Consider the following 21,159-nt stretch of genomic DNA (forward strand, 5'->3'; position numbering starts at 1 on the left):
TTTTTATAAGACGATAACTTATGCCGCAGGCTGAGTTACAACGTCTTTGATACCTTTAACTTCGATCTCTACGCGACGATCTGGTGCCAGGCAGTCGATCAGTGCAGCGCGTGGTTTCACGTTGTCACAGGTAGAACCGGTAACTGGGTTAGATTCGCCCATACCACGTGGGGAGATCTTGTTAGCTGGGATACCTTTAGATACCAGGTAATCAACTACAGACTGAGCACGTTTCTCAGACAGACCCTGGTTGTAAGCGTCAGAACCGATACGGTCGGTGAAGCCCAGAACCACTACAGAACCGTCTTTAGGATCCAGGTTGCTCAGCTGGGTGTACAGCTGATCCAGTGCCTGCTGACCTTCTGGTTTCAGGGTAGCTTTGTTGAAGTTGAACAGAACGTCAGACTTCAGAGTGAAGTGCTTGGTCTGTACTTCTGGAGCCGGAGCCGGAGCTGGAGCTACGACTGGCGCATCTTCCTGCTGACCGAAACGGTAAGAAACACCAACGCTCAGCATGCCGTTGTCTGGACGAACGCCAACGGTAGCACCGTCACCGATGTTGTTAACCCACTGGTATTCCAGACGGGTAGCGATGTCACGGGTCATTGCCCACTCAACGCCACCAGCGAATACTGGGGAAACACCAGTGTCGTGGTCGTCACCAGCGATGCTGTTGCTGGAGTCTGCACGCCATACCATGCCGCCCAGACGGGTGTACACGTCCAGATCGTCAGTCACTGGGTAACCCAGTTTTGCGGTCAGCTGTACGCCTTGAGCTTTGAAAGCGCCATTTACGTTGTCGCCTTTGTAAGGCATACGACCTAACCAGTCGTAACCCATTTCAAAGCCAACATACGGGTTAACCTGATAGCCACCGAACGCACCTGCACCCAGCTGGCTCTCGTGAGTAGGGCCATCGTTGTTCAGGCTGCTGTTGTACCAACCGGTGTCATGGAACTGAGACCAGCCCAGTTTACCACCTGCATACCAGGTATTATCTTTCGGAGCGGCCTGCGCTACGGTAGCGAAGCCAGCCAGTGCCACTGCAATCGCGATAGCTGTCTTTTTCATTTTTTGCGCCTCGTTATCATCCAAAATTTGCCATGAATATCTCCATCGGAGGAATCACGGTTAAATCCTTCACCGGGGGGCGTGGTCAAATATAAACCTACCGATATCTTCGGCTTAGGCCGAGCACCCCTGGCGATGTAAAGTCTACAACGTAGCTGAAAACTTACAAGTGTGAAGTCCGTCAGGCATATGAAAAAAAAAGTTCCGTATACCTAATATTTAACAATTTTTGAACGAATTTTGTGCAGTAAAATTAACGAGAACCGCGTCAGACAAGCCTTGCCGCAGTTTTGGCGCGTTGAACTTTTTTTGCATACTGCGGTCGAAAAAAATTCCAGGAAAACTCTTAAAATGACTCAATGGTACACATTTGAGTGAATTTTTAGCCCGGGATGTTGTCCTCTGCGATAGGAATCTCCACGAACCGGCCGCATGATGAAACCCATCGCGTTACCTTCTTCAGCCGCTTCAGTCAGACGCAAATGTTCCTCTTGCGACAGATCCTCCGGCAACCACCCAATCACGACGCTATAGTTCCCGGTACGTAATGCCCGGACCATCGACTCGACCGTATCGCAAGGGGAGAGTTGATTAATCTGCATCACCTTCGCTAACGGCAGGCCAGCCGACTGAACCCATTCACGACTTAATTTTTGCTGTGGCGTCAGCCAGAGCTGCCAGCGAGACTGTTGCCCGAGCTGCTGCAAAAGCGGCAGGAGTAAGAGTTGTGTTAACAGCGGCTGGTCTTCACGGTAAACCACTTCACTGATAAGCCCTGTCGATACACGCCCGATAGAATTCTGCGCAGCATTGCCTGCGGCAGAAGTGGAAGGTGTTAAGTGATTTGCATAGCCTGAAGTGTACATATTCATTCCAGCCCTGTAGTTACTGTATGGATATACAGTAACCCCTGTGTGCATAAAGATCAACCTCATTTTCGGAAAGCGACTCGCAAATTTCATCCATTCCTGGTGAACCTGAAAAAATCATCTTGCCCAACGGCAATAAGTTTCCTATTTTCCTGCTAACGGATCCGTTAGTAATAAATATCGTGTTTACTGTATGATTTTTAATGGAATTATCATGAAAAAGATATCTTATGATCGGATTTATCAATCTCAGGAATACCTCTCTCCGCTGGGCGAAATTCATCATCGCGCCCTGTTTGGCGGTTATACCCTGGCCGTGGATGAAGCGGTGTTCGCGATGGTGTCTGACGGCGAGCTGTACCTTCGCGCCTGTGAGCAAAGTGCAAAATACTGTGTAAAAAACGCCTCCTCTTTTCTGACCCTGATGAAACGAGGACGGCCAGTGCTGCTTAATTACTACCGTGTGGATGAAGGTCTGTGGCAAAACAGGGAAAAGCTGCTTCAGCTCTCCTCGTTTGCGCTCGATGCCGCCAGGAAAGAGCGCTACCAGCGCCATCAGCGTAACCGGCTTAAGGATCTGCCGAATCTGACCTTTCAGATTGAGGTCCTGCTTATGGAGGCGGGCATTACCAATGAAGAGACGCTACGACAGTTGGGGGCGAAGACGAGCTGGCTGAAAATGCGCTCTAAGAATAAAGCGCTGAGTATCCGGGTATTGTTCGCGCTTGAAGGCGCCATCGAAGGGTTACATGAAGCGGCACTACCGGCGGATATTCGCCGGGAGCTTATGGAGTGGTTTAATGCGCTGCCTGAGTCGCAGGGCCATCATTCCGCCAGGTAGCGATCTTCTGTCGCAGCCGACAAATTTCCGGCAGCAAAGCGATAAGCAGGCCAATTTGCTGTAGGACCAGCGGAGCTTTGTTGTCGGTGCCAGGATCAAGGTGTGCGATACGTTGCACCAGTTCATCCAGTGCCTGGTGAACCCGTGGCTCATCCGCAGGTTGATGATGAAGCGCATCATCAACGTAGCAAACGGCGTCGTCCAGCAGCGCCAGGATGCCCGGATTTGTCAGTTTCTCACGGTGGGCGCCAAGGGTAGAGATATAGCTGGTGAACGTGTGGTTCAGACACAGCAGGCGGAAGGCTGTCTCCCGGATTTCTGCCGTGGCGCGCGGCTCAGTTGACATATTCGAGACAACGGAAGCCAGCTCTGCGTCCGTGTTATGCGCATCGCGACGGGCAATCCGATAGGCCAGACGGTTATCGCGACCCTGATGGTATTGCTCAAGAATAGCATCCAGATAGCGGCAGTTGGCGTTCATTGCTCTGTCGGACACGCGCGGTAAGTTACGAAAACGCCAGTCCGGCCAGATAAAGCTCACCGCCGCCCAGGCAATGGCGCAGCCGATTAGCGTGTCGATCACGCGGGGGAGGGCCACTTCAAAGCCTTCACCCAGCAGATTGAAGCAGAGCAGCACCAGCAGCGTGATGAACATCGTGGCGTGGGCGTACTGCACATTGCGGAAGGCGAAAAACAGTACACCGGTAATCACGATCAGGATCAGTTGCCCTTCTACGGATGGCACAAAGTAGAGCACCGGCAGCCCGATGGCGACCCCGACTAATGTCCCGACAATACGCAGCGCGAGCCGATGGCGGGTAGCGTTATAGTTCGGCTGGCAGACAAACAGGCTGGTCAGCAGGATCCAGTAACCGTGGTGCAATCCTGTTATCTGGATAAACGCGTAGCCGACGCACAGAACCAGCGACATCCTTACCGCATGGCGAAAGAGGGCGGATTCCGGCGTAAAATGACGGCTCAGGCGCAGCCACATATCGCTGAAACCGTTGAGACTGTCGTCGGCAAGCTGGTTGTCGGCGTCATTGCCCGGCATTGCCATCGCCTGTTCAGACTCAATGGTGGCGAGCTGAGCATCGATGGCTCTCAGGTTGTTGAGCAAGAATCCCAGGGCTTTGAACTGTTCCGGCGATGTCCCACTGGCCTGAACGCGATCGAGGGCCGCATCCAGATGACTGAATGCGCGTTCAAAGCGAGGATCGTGCTGATAGGGCGTGCGCAGCAGTATTGAGCGCGCAAGTTGCTGGCAGGCCTGAGACTGCATCGACAGCAGGCGCTGGAAACGGAACATCACGTCGCTGTAGCGGAATTTCTCGCGCAGGTCAGCGTACTGCACATGCGAGGAGCTGGCGCGCTCGTGAATATCCTGGGCGACAAAGTAGTAGTGCAGTGTGCGCCGGGTACCGCGCTGACCGCGATCGCCGCGCAGACGGGTGAGCAGAGACGCTTTGGTCTGATTCAGCGTGGCGACCAGCTGGCCATTTGCCAGCGCCAGATCGTACAGGGGCGCTTGGCTGTCCTCTTCAATATCCGGATCAAACAGCCGGGATTTCAGCTCCAGATAGTGGGCCAGCTGTTCGTAACTGCGGGCAATGTTGTCCTGTAAGGCACGAACCGGAAAAATAAGATGTCCGGTTAAGGTCAGCAGGTTATACCAGATAGCGCCCAACAGCAGCAGGACCGGCTGCTGATACCACTGATCGTAAAGAGAGACGCCCAGCATGGTGTAAATGGCAATCAGCAGGGCGCCAAACGCGATAGTGGCGTAGCGTTGCCCGAGGCCGCCGAGCAAAATGAAGCCGCTGGTGGACACCGTCAGCCCTAAGGCAAACAGCCAGGGCCAGGGGAAAAGCAGCTCAACGGAGGCGGAAGCAATAAAGAAGCAGACCAGCGTGATGACCAGATTACGCAAACGACCGGCCAGGCGGTCGTCGAGATCCGCCAGCGCACCGGCCACCACCCCAAGCGTGAGGGGGATGGTGAGCTTCACGTCATTTAGCCACCACGGCAGAGCGACGGTGCCGCAGAGGGCGATAAAGATCCTGACGTTATACAGCCAGTTACTGTTCCACGTATAGCGACGAAGCAGGGGGCTTAGCATGAGTGCGGCCAGTCCTTATTACTGAAAACGGCGACGGGCGTTGGCTTCACGCGCGGCTTGCGCGACTTCGACCGGGACAACACGGCGTCCTACCGGCCACAGGGCGATGGTAGCAATTTTGAAATTAGCGATGCCAACCGGAATGCCTATAATCGTGATGCACTGGGCGATACCAGCGAAGATATGCATCAGACACAACCACCAGCCAAAGAAGATCAGCCATAAAATATTCAGCAGCGTGCCGCCGGTATTCATCAGGGCATTTTTTCTTTCCGGCTCCAGCTCATCCACGTGTACGGCTTCATTTCCATAAGGAACGAGGGACAGTTTGGTGATTTCCCAGCAGGAGCGCGTCAGCGGAAGGGTGAAGATGAGCACGATGCTCACCAGAGTGGCAAAAAGCCAGGAAAGGGTGGTGGCAAAACCGCCAAGGACAAAATTCAACACATTCAGAACGGTACGCATAAACCCTCATTTCCTTCGATATGATTAACGCCCGGTGATTGTAACGTTTTTTTGGGCTGGAGCACCTTAAAACTGGCAGTTAAACTGTCTGACAAATTATGACCTCGTGGATCCGGCAGGATATGGAACTGAAAGCAACTTCAATGGGCAAACGCCTGGCGCAGCACCCTTACGACAAGGTTGTCCTTCTCAATGCGGGAGTGAAAGTCTCCGGGGAACGCCACGAATACCTTATTCCGTTTAATCAGCTACTGGCCATTCATTGTAAACGAGGGCTGGTATGGGGGGAGCTGGAGTTCGTCCTGCCGGCAGACAAAGTGGTGCGACTCCACGGGACCGAGTGGGCGGAAACCCAACGCTTCCACCATCATCTGAACACGCGCTGGCAGCAGTGGAGCCAGGAGATGAGCGTGATAGCCGCACAGGTGCTACAACAGGTGCTGGACGATATCGCGCTAAGCAATACGCAGCAGAAGTGGCTGACGCGCCAGCAAACCGCCGGGCTTCAGCAAAAAATCGCCCAGGCGCTGACGGCATTGCCTTTACCGGTGGCGCGGCTTGAGGAATTTGATAACTGCCGCGACGCGTGGCGGAAGTGCCAGGCCTGGCTGAGCGATATCGAGAAAAGCCGTCTGGCGCATAACCAGGCCTGGACTGAGACGATGCTTACGCAATATGCCGATTTCTTCAGTACGGTGGAGTCATCGCCCCTCAATCCTGCCCAGGCGCGCGCCGTGGTGAATGGCGAGCAGTCTCTGTTAGTGCTGGCAGGCGCCGGGAGCGGCAAAACGTCGGTGCTGGTGGCGCGCGCGGGCTGGCTTCTGACAACGGGCGAGGCGGTTGCCGACCAGATTTTGCTGCTGGCCTTTGGCCGTAAGGCGGCGCAGGAGATGGATGAGCGCATTCAGGCGCGTTTGCATACCCAGGATATCTCGGCGCGCACGTTCCACTCCCTCGCTTTACACATCATTCAACAGGGCAGCAAAAAAGTTCCTGTTGTCAGCAAACTGGAAAATGACGCTCAGGCTCGCCAGGCGCTGTTTATCAAGGCATGGCGTCAGCAGTGCAGTGAAAAAAAGGCGCAGGCGAAAGGCTGGCGTCAGTGGCTTGAAGAGGAACTCAACTGGGAGGTGCCGGAGGGCAGCTTCTGGCAGGATGAAAAGCTGGCGCGCCGGCTGGGCTCTCGTCTCGACCGGTGGGTAAGCCTGATGCGCATGCACGGCGGCTCTCAGGCGGAGATGATAGAAAGCGCACCGGAGTCGATCCGCGCTGTGTTTTCTAAACGGGTTAAGCTGATGGCGCCGATGCTGAAAGCGTGGAAAACCGCGCTGAAAGACGAAAACGCGGTCGATTTTTCGGGGCTGATCCATCAGGCCATTATCATTCTGGAGAAAGGGCGCTTCGTCAGCCCGTGGAAACACATCCTGGTGGATGAGTTTCAGGATATCTCGCCGCAGCGCGCTGCGCTGCTTTCGGCGCTGCGGGCGCAGAATAAACACACGTCGCTGTTTGCCGTGGGCGATGACTGGCAGGCTATCTACCGTTTCAGCGGGGCGCAACTATCCCTCACGACGGCCTTCCACCACTATTTTGGGGAAGGCGATCGCAGCGATCTGGACACCACCTACCGCTTCAACGCGCGGATTGGCGAAATAGCCAACCGTTTTATTCAGCAGAACCCGCACCAGCTGTCGAAACCGCTTAACAGCCTGACGTCGGGGGATAAAAAGGCCGTCACGCTGCTGGCGGACGATCAGCTGGAACCGCTGCTGGATAAACTGAGCGGCTATGCGAAACCGGATGAGCGCATTCTGGTCCTGGCGCGTTATCATCACCTCAAGCCGACGGCGCTGGAAAAAGCGGCGACGCGCTGGCCAAAACTTCAGCTCGATTTTATGACCATTCACGCCAGTAAAGGGCAGCAGGCCGACTACGTGATTGTGGTGGGGCTAAAAGAGGGGAGCGACGGTTTCCCTGCACCGGCGCGGGAATCCGTGATGGAAGAGGCGTTATTACCTGTTCCGGAAGATTTCCCGGATGCAGAGGAGCGGCGTTTACTGTACGTGGCGATAACCCGCGCGCGCCATCGCGTGTGGCTCTTGTTCAACAAAGAGGAGCCGTCGGTGTTTGTCGATATTTTGAAAAGTATTGACGTGCCGGTGGCGAGAAAGCCGTAACGCGCCGGGCAAATTCTGTAGGCCCGGTAAGCGCAGCGCCACCGGGCAAAAAACTACTTCAGTCTCTCCGCAAGATAACGCTGATAATCCGGGATCAAAATCTCCACCGGATCGTTAAACTGCGGCGATTCAATGATGAAATCTGCCGTTGAAAGATTGGTGGCTACCGGAATGTTCCACACCGTCGCCAGACGCAGCAGCGCTTTAACGTCCGGATCATGCGGAACCGCGTTCAGCGGATCCCAGAAGAAAATCAGAACGTCAATTTTACCTTCTGAAATCTGAGCACCTACCTGCTGGTCACCCCCCATCGGGCCGCTCAGCATGGCATTCACTTCCAGACCGGTTTCGCGGTGGATCAGGTTGCCGGTTGTTCCCGTGGCAGAAAGGGCATGACGCTGTAAAAGAGGCTGATGGCGACGAACCCAGTTAAGCAGCATTTGTTTACAGTGATCGTGCGCAACCAGAGCAATGTGCTTGCGCGCCGGAAGTGTGCGTGTTGTCAGTTCCATAATCTTATCCGTGAGGTTACCTCGTTACACGATGACGGGAACTGGCTGATGCTGCAAGAGAAAGGACGAAAAAATGTGGCTTACGACGAAGGTTGTTGCTTCGCCCATTGCAGAAAACGGGCGCGCGTGTCCGGATCGGCATTCTGGAACCAGAACTTGAGGCGTTGCTCAGTAAGGGTCTGCGACTGAGGGGGGAGTACATCCAGCTCCGATACGCCCGAAAGCAGGGTACTGTCATCCGCCATCATGGTGGCGAACTGGGGCAGCGAGGCGCGCCTGCTGGCCCTGTTGTAGGTCTCGGTGTCCGCTTCATAGTCTGTTCCCTTTGACCTTTTTGTCAGCGCCAGAATATCCAGTTTTACCGGGATGGGCATGGAGTCCCCGTCCACCAGTTCAATGCGCGGCGAGGCATCAAATGCCAGTGACTCCTTTTCTGTCTCAAGGCGCGGGAGACGAAAATTGACCTGGCTGATAAGCTGGGTATTAAAGCTGGCCACCAGCGGAGGAGAAATGTACACCTGCTGTTCGTTGTCGGCGAGGCGAATGGTCTTTTCCACCCGAAAAACCACCTGATGAGGGCCGTTATCCAGCTCGATACTGTCTGCACCCCGCAGCAGGGAGCTGGAGACTTTTTTCCCGTCCAGCACCAGCAGGTCAATGTCGGTTGAGAGTCTGAGGGTGGTTGCGAAAACACAAACCGGCATGATTAACGCAACCATAGCCCAGGCAATGCCGGTTTTCATAGCAGACTCCTGTAGACAAACTACCCGGTAAGAATGTATCAAAAGTTTTCGACAAACACGTTTACTAACATATAGACATATTCTGCCGTTTTGCCCTCATACTTCTGTATGGGATGCGTGGTTGAGATGTCCGCTTTGACGTACACTTTGAAAAAAGCCAGGAGGAAGAGCATGAAAGAGAACGACATTGTCGAGATTCTGACGTCCACGCGCACTATCGCGCTGGTCGGCGCGAGCGATAAACCGGATCGCCCAAGCTATCGGGTCATGAAATACCTTCTGGATCAGGGTTATCACGTGATCCCGGTCTCGCCGAAGGTGGCGGGGAAAACGCTGCTGGGCCAGCATGGCTATGCGACGCTCGCGGACGTGCCGGAAAAGGTGGATATGGTGGACGTTTTTCGTAATTCAGAGGCGGCCTGGGGCGTGGCGCAGGAGGCGATTGCCATCGGCGCGAAAACGCTGTGGATGCAGCTGGGCGTGATTAATGAGCAGGCGGCCGTGCTGGCGCGCGATGCCGGGCTGAAGGTGGTGATGGATCGCTGTCCGGCAATCGATATTCCCCGTCTGGGGCTGGCAAAATAAAAAAAAGCCCGTTTGACGGGCTTTTTTACACCTTTAGTTGCGCAGTCTTGGTGCCTGTAACTGTTTGCGGATGGTCTGAGCAAGCTCGTCCATAGTGGGTTGTTCCGGATGCTCATCCTGTAGTTCACCACTCAGCTGCGCTTCGGCAAGATAGGTATGGACAGGCTGACCATCGTCGCCCTCCATAACCACATGATACCAGGGCGCGGCGCGAAGCGCTGCGTCAACGGCCAGATCGTCTGCTGACGGTTCATCAAGGGAATACTCCGGGTCGATATCCACGACCACACCCAAATATCCAAGCAAGGTGTGGCGGACCTGCTGGCCGATACCGAATTTGCTGGCAATCATAGTCACCTCCCGGGAAACATTACATACACACTATGTGCGGGCAATATTTCTCTTTTCAAGTTACATGACGCGACAGGCAAACCCTTTCAGATACAGCCCTTCCGGGTAGGTAGCGATCACCGGGTGATCGGCGGCCTGACGGAACTGCTCTATAAATTGTACATCACGACCCGCATCTATTGCGGCATCGGCGATGATTTTTTGGAATAAATCTGTCGTCATCAGGCCAGAGCAGGAGAACGTCAGCAGCACGCCGCCCGGGTTCAGCAGCTGGATCGCCAGCATGTTGATGTCTTTATAGCCACGGCAGGCGCCCATCAGCTGGCTTTTGTTTTCAACAAACTTCGGCGGGTCCATCACGATGATGTCAAATTTCTCGCCCTGGTCGCGGTATTTACGCAGCAGTTTGAATACGTCGTCGCGCACAAACTCCGCTTTGCTCAGATCCAGCTTATTCAGCTCAACGTTCTGCTTCGCCACGTCCAGCGCTTCCTGTGAGGTGTCGACGCTCACCACCTGAGCACAGCCGCCCATCAGGGCAGAGACCGCAAAGCCGCCGGTATAAGAGAAGCAGTTCAGCACGCGTTTATCGGCAACGTACTGGCGCGTTGCCAGACGGCTGTCACGCTGGTCGAGGTAATAACCGGTCTTATGGCCGCCCTGGATATCCACCAGCAGCTTCATGCCATGTTCTTCGATAGGCAGCAGGGCAGGCGGCAGTTCGCCGGTGACCAGGCCTTGCGTCAGCTCCATGCCCTCTTTTTTACGTACGGCCACGTCGCTGCGGTCGTAAATGGCACATTCCGGGAACAGGGTTTGCAGGGCGCTAATCAGCGCGGCACGCTGGTATTCCGCCCCGGCGCTCAGCAGCTGCAACACCAGGAAATTGCCGAAGCGGTCAATGGTCACGCCCGGCAGCCCGTCGGACTCTCCGGCAATCAGACGATAGCTGTCCAGCCCGTCACGCTTTGCCAGCCACTCGCGCCACTGCTGCGCCTGTTGCAAACGACGGACAAAGAAGTCGATATCGATGGTTTCTTCTTTATCGAATGTCCAGACGCGCGCGCGGATCTGAGATGCTGGCGAGTATGCGCCGCGTGCTAACCATTTCCCCTGATGGTCAACAATATCGATGGTTTCACCGAGGCTGGCTTTACCTTCCATGCGGGCAACCGCGCCGGAAAAGACCCAGGGATGGCGGCGCAGTAATGACTTCTCGCGCCCTTTGGCTAACACTAAACGTACACTCATAATTTGCTATTCTGTCGATTCCAATGAAATGGCCGCCATTTTCCCGACTTCAGTGAGGAAATGCAACGCGCCAGTCGGATAAGGAGAAGGATGATGTCAAATGTTTGCACCATTGCCTGGGTCCATGGCCTTGTACAGGGCGTCGGATTCCGCTACAGCACCCAGCGCGAAGCCCTTCAGCTCGGGCTGACAGGGTATGCGCGTAACATGGATGATGGCAGCGTGGAGGTTGTGGCCTGCGGTGAGGCGGATCGGGTTGAGAAGCTGGTGGCGTGGCTGAAAGCGGGCGGACCGCGCAGCGCGCGGGTTGATAAGGTGCTAACGGAACCGCATCAACCCGACCGGGAATACGCTAACTTCAGTATTCGCTATTAAATGCATTTTACCGGCTTTGGCAGGCCGGCGATTTTAGTCGCCTGTTTAGCCGGGCCTTTCGGAAACAGGCGATACAGATAACGGCTGTTGCCTTTCTCTTCGCCAAATTTATTCGCCATGGCTTTGACCAGCATGCGGATAGCCGGCGAGGTGTTGAATTCAAGGTAAAATTCTCGCACGAAGCGCACCACTTCCCAGTGTTCCGGGGAGAGGGTGATTCCTTCGTTTTCCGCAATTTTCTCCGCCAGCGCTTCGCTCCACTGGCTGCTCTCTTTCAGATAACCGTCGTTATCGGTTTCGATCTCTTTGCCTTCAAAACTCAACATATTCATTCACACGTTAGTCAAAAACCGCCTCAGTCTACCAAAAAAACAAAGCCCCGCATAAGCGGGGCCCTGTTCACAGCACGGTGAGTTAATCGCGGCTGGCGAAGCCCAGGATGCTCAGCAGGCTGACAAAAATGTTGTACAGCGACACATACAGGCTCACAGTGGCGCGGATATAGTTCGTCTCACCGCCGTGAATGATGTTGCTGGTTTCATACAGGATTGCGCCGGATGAAATCAGGATAAACACCGCGCTGATTGCCAGATGCAGCGCAGGCAATTGCAGGAAGATGTTCGCCAGCATACCGACCAGCACAATCACGATACCTGCCATCAGCATACCGCCAAGGAAGGACATGTCCTTACGGGTGGTCAGCACGTAGGCCGAGCAGCAGAAGAACACCAGCGCGGTACCGCCCAGCGCCATACCAATCACGTCGCCCATTCCGGCAGACAGATAGGCATTCAGGATTGGCCCCAGAATGTAGCCCAGGAAGCCGGTAAAGGCGAACGCGGAGAGAATACCCACCGGTTTATCCGCGGTTTTGTAGGTCAGGAACATCAGACCATACATACCTACCAACGTCAGGATCAGGCCCGGAGAAGGCAGCATCAGTACGGTGCTGGCCGTCGCGGTGATCGCCGAAAACGCCAGCGTCAGGCTGAGCATGAAATAGGTATTGCGCAGCACCTTATGGGTGCTGAGTAGCGATGTGCGGTCGCGTGAAGAAGTAATTATACGATCCATGAGTCACTCTCTTATGACAGATGTAATTAGCGCAAAGAATAGGAAACGGCGCGGCAGACGCAAAGTGGTTTTACCCATCTTTACTCATCCCCTTAGGGATTATGCTGGTTTTTTATTCTGGCAAAGCCTTTGTACTCAGAATGAAGTGCGGTTTGTAGAGCGTATTCAGATCAACCTCTTATAGGTCACTGAAAAATATTGCGTTATTTCCCTAAGGCCGCTAAGAGTTATTTCCGGATCGTCATAAAAACAGACAATAAGGCGAAGGAAATGAAACCACAAACACGCACGCACTTTACACTCTCTTTGTTAACCGCAGGGATCCTGTGCGCCAGCACGGCAACCTGGGCGGCTAACGTGCCGGCAGGAACCCAGCTGGCAGATAAGCAGGAACTGGTCAGGAACAACGGCAGTGAACCCGCCTCGCTCGACCCGCATAAAGTCGAAAGCGATGTCGAATTCAATATTATCAGCGATTTATTCGACGGGCTGGTCAGCGTCTCTCCGGCAGGTGAAATCCAGCCGCGCCTGGCGGAGAAATGGGAAAATAAAGACAACACCGTCTGGACGTTCCATCTGCGTCCGGGCATTACCTGGAGCGATGGAACCCCCATCACCGCGGAAGATATTGTCTGGAGCTGGCAGCGGCTGGTCGACCCGAAAACCGCCTCTCCGTATGCCAGCTATCCCGGTAGTATGCGTATCGTCAACGGCACTGATATCGCAGAAGGCAAAAAAGCGCCCGAGTCGCTGGGGGTGAAAGCCATCAATGACACCACGCTGGAAGTTACGCTCAAGCAACCTAACGCCGCTTTCCTGGCGATGCTGGCTCACCCGTCTCTGGTGCCAATTGATAAAGTCCTGGTAGGCCGTTTCGGTGATAAGTGGACCAAACCGGAGCACTTCGTCAGCAGCGGGGCCTATAAACTGTCACAGTGGGTGGTTAACGAACGCATTGTGGCGGTGCGTAACCCGAAATATTGGGATAACGAACATACCGTCATCAACAAGGTGACCTATCTGCCCATTTCCTCTGAAGCTGCTGACGTCAACCGCTACAAAGCGGGCGAAATCGACATTGTTTACACGGTGCCGATCAACCAGTTTGCTCAGCTGAAGAAAACGCTGGGGAGCGAGCTGGACGTTTCACCGCAGCTTGCCACCTATTATTATCAGTTCAACACCACCCGGCCGCCGTTCAACGACGCCCGCGTGCGCAAGGCGCTGAACCTGGCGCTGGATAAAGACATCATCGCCGGGAAAGTATTAGGGCAGGGCCAGCGCCCGGCATGGTTGATCAGCCAGCCGGATATTGGCGGCGTCAAGCTTCAGAACCCGGATTACGCCAGCTGGCCGATGGATAAACGCATTGCTGAGGCGAAAAAGCTGCTGGCCGAAGCCGGATTTAACGACAGCCATCCGCTCAGCTTTAATCTTCTCTATAACACTTCGGAATCGCACCAGCGTATTGCCATTGCCGCCAGCTCAATGTGGAAGAAGAACCTCGGCGTGGAGGCGAAGCTGCAAAATCAGGAGTGGAAAACCATGCTTGATACCATGCACACCCATAACTTTGACGCGGTACGCTACGCCTGGATTGCCGATTACGACGATGCAGCAACCTTCCTGAATACCTTCCGTACCGGGGATAGCCAAAACACCACTCAGTACAGCAATCCGGACTACGATCGGGCACTGGTGAACGCGGCGAAATCGAAAACGGCGCAGGAGCGCGGTAAGTTCTACCAGCAGGCAGAAGATCTGCTGGGACGGGATGTACCGGCGATCCCGGTCTATCATTACGTGCGCACGCACCTGGTGAAACCGTGGGTAGGGGGCTTCACGCCAGACAAGCTCGGGTACTACTACACCAAAGATATGTACATCAAAAAGCACTAACGATCCGCGGTGGATATTATGCTGCCAAAACGGCCAATCTGTCGTCTATTCAACCGATTAAACGCATTTTGGCTATTTTTAAAGCGAACGAATGCGCGCACTCTTTACAGCGCGCGGTGAGGTGTTTATAGTTCGCCTCACTTAGGAAGCGTGGCCGAGCGGTTGAAGGCACCGGTCTTGAAAACCGGCGACCCGAAAGGGTTCTAGAGTTCGAATCTCTACGCTTCCGCCAAATTCGAAACCCCTGCGATAGCAATATCGCAGGGGTTTTTGTTTTTGCGCCAGTCTTCCGTCATGCCACCATGTTGTAGCTTATCGTGATCCCGGCGTCGGCCTTGCAGACCTGAGCTTTTACGCACCAGGTGTCCTCGATGTTTGCCGGCGTCAGAACCGCTTCGGGCGCGCCCGTGGCGGCGATCTGCCCGGCCTTCAGGAGGATCAGACGCTGGCAATAATTGGCCGCAAGATTGAGATCGTGCAGTGCAACCACCACCGTAAGCGGCAGCTGTGAAACGAGCCGCATCAGCTCCAGCTGGTGCTGAATGTCCAGGTGGTTTGTCGGTTCATCGAGCAACAGCACCTGCGGCTGCTGGGCCAGCGCGCGGGCTATCTGGCTTCGCTGGCGCTCTCCGCCAGACAAAGAGTGCCATCGCCGCTGGCGTAAGCGGCATAACTGCATCAGGCCAATCGCCTGCTCAACCGCAGCCTCATCGTCGCGCGAGGTTTTCTGGAATGTTTTCCGGTAGGGCGTACGCCCCAGTCTGACAATGTCCTCAACGGTCAGTTCTCCGTCGACCTCAGCATGTTGCGGGACAAACGCCATGTGCTGCGCGCGTTTTTTCAGCGGCATCATGCCGAGCGTTGTGCCATTAAGCGCCACGCGTTCGCTGAGTCGTGGAAACAGCCCGGCGAGACAGCGCAGCAGCGTCGACTTGCCCGAGCCGTTTGGCCCTAACAGGCCGATAATCTGCCCGGATGGCAGGTCGAGATCGATATCCTTAAGCACCGTCTGCGCTTGTCGGGTTACGGTTAACCCGGCCACAGTAATATTCATGGATGCTCCTTTCGGTTTTGATAAAGCAACGCCACAAAGACGGGGGCGCCTACCAGCGCAGTCACCACCCCGATGGGCAGAACCTGGTGCACAATCAGCGTGCGTGAGACGATATCGGCGAGGATCATAAAGTGGGCGCCGATAAGAAACGTCAGCGGGATAGATAGACGATGGCCCGGCCCACATAGCATGCGCGTTACATGGGGAATGACCAGCCCGACAAACCCCACTGCGCCCGTGGCGCTCACCAGCGTTGCGGTAACAATGGCACAGGTCAGCAATAAGACAATACGCACGGCGGTAACCGGGATCCCCAGCGTGGTGGAGACCTCATCCCCGAAGGTGAAGGTGTCCAGCGCCCGTGAAAAGAGCAATACCACCAGTAAACCCGCAAGCGTAACGGCCAGCGCCAGCAGCGTGTCAGGCCAGCGCACGCCGCTCAGACTTCCCAGCAGCCAGAACATGACGCTACGGGACTGCTCGGCATTGGCGGACGTACTGACGACGTACGCGGTCATGGCGTTGAAGAGCTGGGTGCCCGCAATGCCAGCCAGCAAAATGCGCGACGGGCTTTCACTCATCCCGTTCGTAATCACCATGATGAGCGCAAAGGCGGCGCACGAGCCGACAAACGCACCGCTGCTCACGCCAATCACGCTCCCCCCGATGCCGAGAAGCATCACGCAGACGGCCCCCAGCGATGCGCCCGCGGAAATCCCCAGCAGATAAGGCTCAGCCAGAGGATTACGCAGGATCGACTGCAACACCAGCCCGCACAACGCCAGGCCGCCGCCGCTGCACGCGGCCATTACTGCCCGGCTCATGCGATATTGCCAGACGATACCTTCCTCCGTTTGCGGCAACGCATAAGAGGTCAAACCCAGTCCGTTGAGGATCGCTTTCCCGGTACTGGCATACGACACCGGCATATCACCGATACTGGCGGCAAAGACCAGCATCAGCGGCAGCGCCATGGCACCGGCTGCCAGTAAACCCTGCTGGCGGCGGTCAAAAGCGAAATGACTCATTGTTCATCCCGGAAAGAAGCCAGCCGATCGCTGATAAGCTCAACCGCATCGACGTTACGCAATGAAGGGTTTAACGACATCGCTGGCACCACGATGATGTGGTTGTTCCTGACCGCAGGCATGTTCTTTGTCACCGGGTCACTGCGCAAGAACGCTTTTTTTACCTCAACGTCATCGGCAGGGTAGAGCCTGCGGGACATCCCGGCGATAACAATCACGTCCGGCTGCGATCGGGCTATATGTTCCCACGTTACAGCGGGCCATTCGTCGTGAGAGTCAATAATGTTCTTCAACCCCAGCGTGCGGCTGATCCAGCCAGGCGCGCCGTAATTCCCGGCCACCCAGGGATCGCCATTCAGACGGCTGCTGGAGAACCAGAATACAACGCTAAGCGGTTTCGCGGAGGCGCGCGCCTGGGCCTTTTTAATACGCTCCGCCAGCGCACGATTGAGCTGCTCACCTCGCGCGGAAACATCAAAAATCGTCGCCAGATCTGTCACTTCCCGTGTAATTTCCGCCAGTGAAAACGGCGCGCTACGTGCTCCGTCTGCGTTTGAGGTTTCCGTTACCGTTTTATCCGTGCAGTCGGCAGGGGAGATCCACGTATTAATCCCCAGCGACGCAAACTGCTCACGGGTTCCCACTTCTCCCTGCGGACCAATGTGCCAGTGATACTGTGCGAGAACGAGTTCAGGTTTCTGCCCTGCCACGGCCTCAAAGGAGGGGGAATTATCCGCAAGCCTGGGGAGGTTTTTCCCGGCATCCTCCAGCGGGGCCGGGAGCTTGCCGAACCAGACTGACGTCGCGGCGATCGTTTTCTCCAGCCCCAGTGCGAGCAGTAATTCTGTTTCATGCTGACCCACGGTCACGACGCGCTGAGGAGCCTGCGTAAAGGTCTGCTTAACGCCGCAATTTTCAATCGTGAGGGGCCAGGTGGTTGCGGCGAAAGCGGCAGGCGCCATGGAGAGCAGTGAAGCCAGAAATAACCCATTTTTAAGTAACATAGAACGCAATCCGAAATTGTTATGTTATAACATAATACATATATTGTGACTGAGAGCAACACGCTCACCGTCGCTTGTTGCAGAAACGAAAGGCTGGACTATTCTCAACATACCCACCTGGCATTCGCGGGTTGCCTGAAAAATAACAAGATTTCTGACCTGGGGTAGTAAGGATGAAAAAGATCCTGCTCGCGTTTGCGTTCTGTTTTGCCGCCCTGAGCGCCTTCTCATCGTATGCCGCAGAGCCCCGCCAGGCGCCTACGGAGCAGGAGCGCGCCCGAACGGTCTACATCTTCCATCAGCCCATCGTCATGCTCCAGGCGAAATTTGGCCTGACCACGCCGGAAGAACGCGTTTTACGCATCCGCAACACCCTGCGCAATTTTACCGAGGCGGATGTGCGTGAGCCGCTCAGCATCGTTCCCGTGACCCGCTATAACCAGCAGGGACGGCTGATAGTGATGAACGGGAAACCTGTGATGCTGCTGACGGAAGGAGATTTGGACGAAGGGGACGATCTTACCCTCGATCAGGCCGCACAGCGCGTGCTGGCGCGCATGGAAGCGCAAAGGATGGCGCTGCGCGATCAATACGATACCGGCTGGCTGGCGCTGTCGACGGTAAAAACAGCCGCTGGCCTGCTGGCGCTGTTGCTGCTCTGCTACGGCGCGTGGCGATCCTGGCGCTGGTTCCGGCGCGTCTACCGTCGGCGTATTGTGGAGAATCGCAGCCGGGTGCCGCAAAGCTGGCGGCGGTACATTGGCGCCATTGAGATTCGGCTTTACGCCTTGCTGATGTTCCTGCTGGGGTTTATCGGCTTTTACGTCTGGCTGAGCTGGGCATTCAGTCTGTTTCCGTGGACGCGGGTGTGGGGCACGTCGCTGGGAGACTGGACGCTTCGCGTGGTGCAGCAAATCGCCCTGGCGATTGTCTCGGCCTTGCCGGGGCTGACGATTGTTCTGATCATTTTCCTCATTACCGCTTTTATTCTGAAGCTTCTTAAGATGGTGCTGAATCAGGTGGAGGCTGGTCGTCTGCAACTTCCCGGCGTACATCCGGAAACCGTGGGGGCCACCCGTAAGCTCATTTCCGTTGCCGTCTGGCTATTTGCTCTCTCCGCCGCCTGGCCGTTTCTTCCCGGTGCAAACTCGCTGGCGTTTAAAGGTATTAGCGTCTTCTTCGGCCTGATGTTAACGCTGGGCTCGGCGGGGGTGATGAACCATGCCATGAGCGGTCTGGTCCTGATTTACTCCCGCGCGCTGCGCAAAGGCGAGGTCATTCGGGTGGCGGATAACGAAGGCAAGGTCAGTGAAATTGGCATGCTGGCGACCAAAATTATTACCCGGGAAAATTATGTCGTTACCGTGCCCAACGCGGTGGTGGTGAGCGGTAAGATCACCAACCTGAGCGCGCTACAGCCCGATGGCAGCCTCAATCTGACGATCAGCGTCACGATCGGTTATGACACCCCGTGGCGTCAGGTGCATGCCATGCTGGAGCTGGCCGCGAAACGGGCAAAAGGGATTGACCTTTCCGAGCCGCCGCTGGTGCGCCAGTTAGGGTTAATGGACTGGTATATCGCTTACGAATTGCAGGTCCGTCTGCTGCCCGAACAGTCCCTCGCGGTTGCCCGCAATGAACTGCATAGCCAGATACAGGATGTGTTTAACGAATTTAACGTGCAGATTATGTCCCCGAATTTTGTTATGCAGCCAGAGGGTAGCGTGATGGTTGCCAAAGAGAACTGGTATACCGCGCCAGCCAAACCCCCTCAGGGCGAAAACTGATGCCCGGTTTTCCCGTGGCAAGGCAAAATGTTACAGCTTTTAATCGACGATCGCCGATTTTACACGGGTCATCGCCAGAATGTTTTTTGAGCGCATATTTAATTTCTCGAGGATCCTCACGCGGTAGGTGCTGGTCGTTTTTTGTGACAGTTGCAGCTTTTTCGCGATCTCATGGTTTTCCAAATGAAACAGCTTCAGCACGTCATATTCGCGTCGCGTAAAAGAGTGTGTTCTGAGCGCCCGGTAAAAGCGCATCAACTGTTGAAAAGGGTGAGCAGTAAAATGCATCGACGAATAGATAATATTATCGATTCTCACCGCACGGTTGGCTTCTATCTCATGCATCAGGACAATGTAATCACGCTTAACTTTTTTGACCTGCCGAATGGTTTTATTGCGTAACTTATCCTGTTCAATCGCAATGATAAAATCCATCGCCTGATCGACCCCATCAAGGTCGTGAATATCCGCGTCATCGCGAATCAAATGGGTTGATGTCAGGGCGCTTGATACACCCTGGCAAAGGTAGTAGTTATCACTGATAAATAAAAAATTCATAATCGTCGTTAAATAAAGTCATGGCTAATCTCTTATCGCAGTGATCCACGGTTAATGGGTGTTGTACGAAAAAGAGTCTAAATGACCACCTGCGAATCTAATAAACGTTATGAATGTAAAAATAAATGTTTACATTTTAGCCAGCCGATGACGAAGAAATCAGCGGGGCGGAAGGGGACGACGCAAGACGTGTAACGTTATGCAATTTCGTGCTTTACATCATGCTCAGAGATGTTTATAGTGCGCCTCACTTTGGAAGCGTGGCCGAGCGGTTGAAGGCACCGGTCTTGAAAACCGGCGACCCGAAAGGGTTCTAGAGTTCGAATCTCTACGCTTCCGCCAAATTCGAAAACCCTGCGATAGCAATATCGCAGGGTTTTTTCGTTATTCCAGCCCCAGCGTATACTGCGCGATTTTGAAGTAGATAATCAGCCCGGTGCCGTCGATCAGCGTGGCGATAAACGGCGCGGAGACCACCGCCGGGTCGATTTTGCAGCGTTTCAGTACCATCGGGATCACCGACGAGACGATGGCGCTCCACAGCGTAATGCAGACCAGCGTCAGGCTGACGATGAGCGTGATTTCCATCCCAATGCCCATCATCCAGGCGCGAACGCAGCCCGCCAGACCCAGCGTGGCGGCAATCATTAACGAGGTGCTGATCTCTTTGCGCAGCACGCGACCCACATCGCGAAGGTGGACCTCACCCAGCGCCATGGCGCGCACCAGCGTCGAGGTGATCTGCGTCCCGCTGTTTCCGCCGGTGCCAATCAGCAGCGGAATAAAGAACGCCAGCGCGATGGCAGATTCCAGCGCCTCTTCAAAATGCTGGATCACCGAACTGGTATACGCTTCCGCAACAAACAGCAGCAGCAGCCAGACGGAGCGTTTCTTCCACAGGCTGAAGGCGCTGGTTTCCAGATAGGGTTTCTCCAGCGGCAGCGTCGCCCCCTGAAGCTGGGCATCTTCAGTAACGTCATCTTCCAGCAGATGGGCGATTTCACGCTCGGTAAGGCAGCCCACCAGCTTGCCGTGGGTCACCACCGGCACCACATCCGCCCCCGCGTGCGCCAGCAGCCCGGCGACATCCGCCCGCTCATCTTCCGGTTTGAGCTGAATAAAATCCGATATCATCAACCCCTTAACGGGCTGCACGGTATCCGTGGCCTGCAATAATTTGCGTACGGCGATTAAACCCGCGAGGCGCCCGTTATCTTCGATAAAAATATGCGACGGAATATCATCATCTTTTAATTTTTCAAAGAACTGCTCGCGTGCCAGAGCTACGCATAATGAAATATCGATAACGATAAAATCGGTATTCATATATTGCGCGATGGCGCTGTCATTAAAAGCCAGGTTTTGGTTGTGAATAGCGTAAGACATAGTAAATTCC

The 21,159-nt window shown here is 55.0% G+C and carries 21 protein-coding genes and 2 tRNA genes; 8 read left to right on the plus strand and 15 right to left on the minus strand.

The annotated features are described in order from the left end of the window. Positions 1-18: 18 nt before the first annotated feature. Positions 19-1,071, minus strand: a complete 1,053-nt coding sequence (ompA, locus tag SK50_RS10425; protein WP_017694761.1) for a porin OmpA — start codon at positions 1,069-1,071, stop codon at positions 19-21. 356 nt (positions 1,072-1,427) lie between these two features. After that, the gene (gene sulA / locus SK50_RS10430; protein WP_026094322.1) at positions 1,428-1,937 is read right to left on the minus strand and encodes an SOS-induced cell division inhibitor SulA; all 510 of its coding nucleotides are present in this window, start codon (positions 1,935-1,937) and stop codon (positions 1,428-1,430) included. A gap of 217 nt (positions 1,938-2,154) precedes the next feature. Here sulA and SK50_RS10435 point away from each other — a divergent pair, with 217 nt between their 5' ends. Continuing rightward, positions 2,155-2,781: a TfoX/Sxy family DNA transformation protein gene (locus tag SK50_RS10435; RefSeq protein WP_017384804.1), complete on the plus strand. Its 627-nt coding sequence runs from the start codon at positions 2,155-2,157 to the stop codon at positions 2,779-2,781. Here SK50_RS10435 and yccS read toward each other — a convergent pair. Together yccS and SK50_RS10445 are read right to left on the minus strand one after the other, a co-directional pair. After that, a complete protein-coding gene (gene yccS, locus SK50_RS10440) occupies positions 2,738-4,900 on the minus strand; it encodes a YccS family putative transporter (RefSeq protein ID WP_015570895.1) in 2,163 nt (720 codons plus the stop codon). The two genes, SK50_RS10435 and yccS, sit on opposite strands and share 44 nt — an antisense overlap. An 18-nt stretch (positions 4,901-4,918) precedes the next feature. After that, complete coding sequence (locus SK50_RS10445; protein WP_003858149.1) at positions 4,919-5,365, minus strand: YccF domain-containing protein; 447 nt, start codon at positions 5,363-5,365, stop codon at positions 4,919-4,921. 122 nt (positions 5,366-5,487) lie between these two features. On the opposite strand from SK50_RS10445, the gene helD reads away from it, so the two are divergent. Next, positions 5,488-7,542: a DNA helicase IV gene (gene helD / locus SK50_RS10450; RefSeq protein WP_045344708.1), complete on the plus strand. Its 2,055-nt coding sequence runs from the start codon at positions 5,488-5,490 to the stop codon at positions 7,540-7,542. Positions 7,543-7,595: 53 nt separating this feature from the next. Here helD and mgsA read toward each other — a convergent pair whose 3' ends face one another. Beyond that, positions 7,596-8,054 carry a methylglyoxal synthase gene (gene mgsA / locus SK50_RS10455; protein ID WP_045344707.1) on the minus strand — a complete coding sequence of 153 codons (459 nt, stop codon included), beginning with the start codon at positions 8,052-8,054 and terminating at the stop codon, positions 7,596-7,598. Between the two features lie 80 nt (positions 8,055-8,134). Beyond that, the gene (locus tag SK50_RS10460; RefSeq protein WP_045344706.1) at positions 8,135-8,797 is read right to left on the minus strand and encodes a curli synthesis inhibitor; all 663 of its coding nucleotides are present in this window, start codon (positions 8,795-8,797) and stop codon (positions 8,135-8,137) included. 171 nt (positions 8,798-8,968) lie between these two features. On the opposite strand from SK50_RS10460, the gene SK50_RS10465 reads away from it, so the two are divergent. Then, on the plus strand, positions 8,969-9,382 hold the full coding sequence (locus tag SK50_RS10465) for a CoA-binding protein (RefSeq protein WP_045344705.1): 414 nt from the start codon (positions 8,969-8,971) through the stop codon (positions 9,380-9,382). 33 nt (positions 9,383-9,415) lie between these two features. On the opposite strand, the gene hspQ is transcribed toward SK50_RS10465, so the two are convergent. Then, entirely contained in the window at positions 9,416-9,733 is a 318-nt protein-coding gene (hspQ, locus tag SK50_RS10470; RefSeq protein ID WP_017693678.1) for a heat shock protein HspQ, read from the minus strand. A gap of 60 nt (positions 9,734-9,793) precedes the next feature. Next, positions 9,794-10,984, minus strand: coding sequence for a 23S rRNA (cytosine(1962)-C(5))-methyltransferase RlmI (gene rlmI, locus SK50_RS10475; protein WP_048229391.1), 1,191 nt, complete (start codon positions 10,982-10,984; stop codon positions 9,794-9,796). A gap of 93 nt (positions 10,985-11,077) precedes the next feature. Between rlmI and yccX the strand changes: the two genes are divergently transcribed. Beyond that, a complete protein-coding gene (yccX, locus tag SK50_RS10480) occupies positions 11,078-11,359 on the plus strand; it encodes an acylphosphatase (protein WP_023296278.1) in 282 nt (93 codons plus the stop codon). Here the strand turns inward: yccX and tusE are convergent. Beyond that, positions 11,356-11,685, minus strand: a complete 330-nt coding sequence (tusE, locus tag SK50_RS10485) for a sulfurtransferase TusE (protein WP_003858129.1) — start codon at positions 11,683-11,685, stop codon at positions 11,356-11,358. The genes yccX and tusE overlap by 4 nt on opposite strands. 88 nt (positions 11,686-11,773) lie before the next feature. Then, entirely contained in the window at positions 11,774-12,433 is a 660-nt protein-coding gene (gene yccA, locus SK50_RS10490) for an FtsH protease modulator YccA (protein ID WP_003858127.1), read from the minus strand. A 270-nt stretch (positions 12,434-12,703) separates the two neighbouring features. Here yccA and SK50_RS10495 point away from each other — a divergent pair, with 270 nt between their 5' ends. Together SK50_RS10495 and SK50_RS10500 are read left to right on the plus strand one after the other, a co-directional pair. Next, complete coding sequence (locus SK50_RS10495) at positions 12,704-14,332, plus strand: ABC transporter substrate-binding protein (protein ID WP_048229392.1); 1,629 nt, start codon at positions 12,704-12,706, stop codon at positions 14,330-14,332. A 144-nt stretch (positions 14,333-14,476) separates the two neighbouring features. After that, positions 14,477-14,564, plus strand: a tRNA-Ser gene (locus tag SK50_RS10500). A gap of 60 nt (positions 14,565-14,624) precedes the next feature. Here SK50_RS10500 and SK50_RS10505 read toward each other — a convergent pair. The 3 genes from SK50_RS10505 to SK50_RS10515 are packed head-to-tail and all read right to left on the minus strand — an operon-like array spanning position 14,625 to position 17,418. Further along, positions 14,625-15,386, minus strand: a complete 762-nt coding sequence (locus SK50_RS10505; RefSeq protein ID WP_015570887.1) for an ABC transporter ATP-binding protein — start codon at positions 15,384-15,386, stop codon at positions 14,625-14,627. Then, complete coding sequence (locus SK50_RS10510) at positions 15,383-16,414, minus strand: FecCD family ABC transporter permease (RefSeq protein WP_015570886.1); 1,032 nt, start codon at positions 16,412-16,414, stop codon at positions 15,383-15,385. The genes SK50_RS10505 and SK50_RS10510 overlap by 4 nt, the downstream gene beginning before the upstream one ends. Then, positions 16,411-17,418, minus strand: a complete 1,008-nt coding sequence (locus tag SK50_RS10515) for an ABC transporter substrate-binding protein (protein ID WP_045344071.1) — start codon at positions 17,416-17,418, stop codon at positions 16,411-16,413. Before SK50_RS10515 ends, SK50_RS10510 begins: the two co-directional genes overlap by 4 nt. A 173-nt stretch (positions 17,419-17,591) precedes the next feature. Here SK50_RS10515 and SK50_RS10520 point away from each other — a divergent pair, with 173 nt between their 5' ends. Further along, complete coding sequence (locus SK50_RS10520; RefSeq protein ID WP_048229394.1) at positions 17,592-19,205, plus strand: mechanosensitive ion channel family protein; 1,614 nt, start codon at positions 17,592-17,594, stop codon at positions 19,203-19,205. A gap of 39 nt (positions 19,206-19,244) precedes the next feature. Here the strand turns inward: SK50_RS10520 and SK50_RS10525 are convergent, their stop codons facing one another. Then, entirely contained in the window at positions 19,245-19,763 is a 519-nt protein-coding gene (locus SK50_RS10525; protein WP_017693672.1) for a LuxR C-terminal-related transcriptional regulator, read from the minus strand. A gap of 254 nt (positions 19,764-20,017) precedes the next feature. On the opposite strand from SK50_RS10525, the gene SK50_RS10530 reads away from it, so the two are divergent. After that, positions 20,018-20,105 (plus strand) — tRNA-Ser (locus SK50_RS10530). A gap of 42 nt (positions 20,106-20,147) precedes the next feature. Here the strand turns inward: SK50_RS10530 and SK50_RS10535 are convergent. After that, complete coding sequence (locus tag SK50_RS10535) at positions 20,148-21,149, minus strand: magnesium transporter (protein ID WP_015570882.1); 1,002 nt, start codon at positions 21,147-21,149, stop codon at positions 20,148-20,150. Between the last annotated feature and the right edge of the window lie 10 nt (positions 21,150-21,159).

The organism is Enterobacter sp. BWH64, assembly GCF_001037645.1.
GTDB classification, from domain to species: Bacteria; Pseudomonadota; Gammaproteobacteria; order Enterobacterales; family Enterobacteriaceae; genus Enterobacter; species Enterobacter hormaechei_C.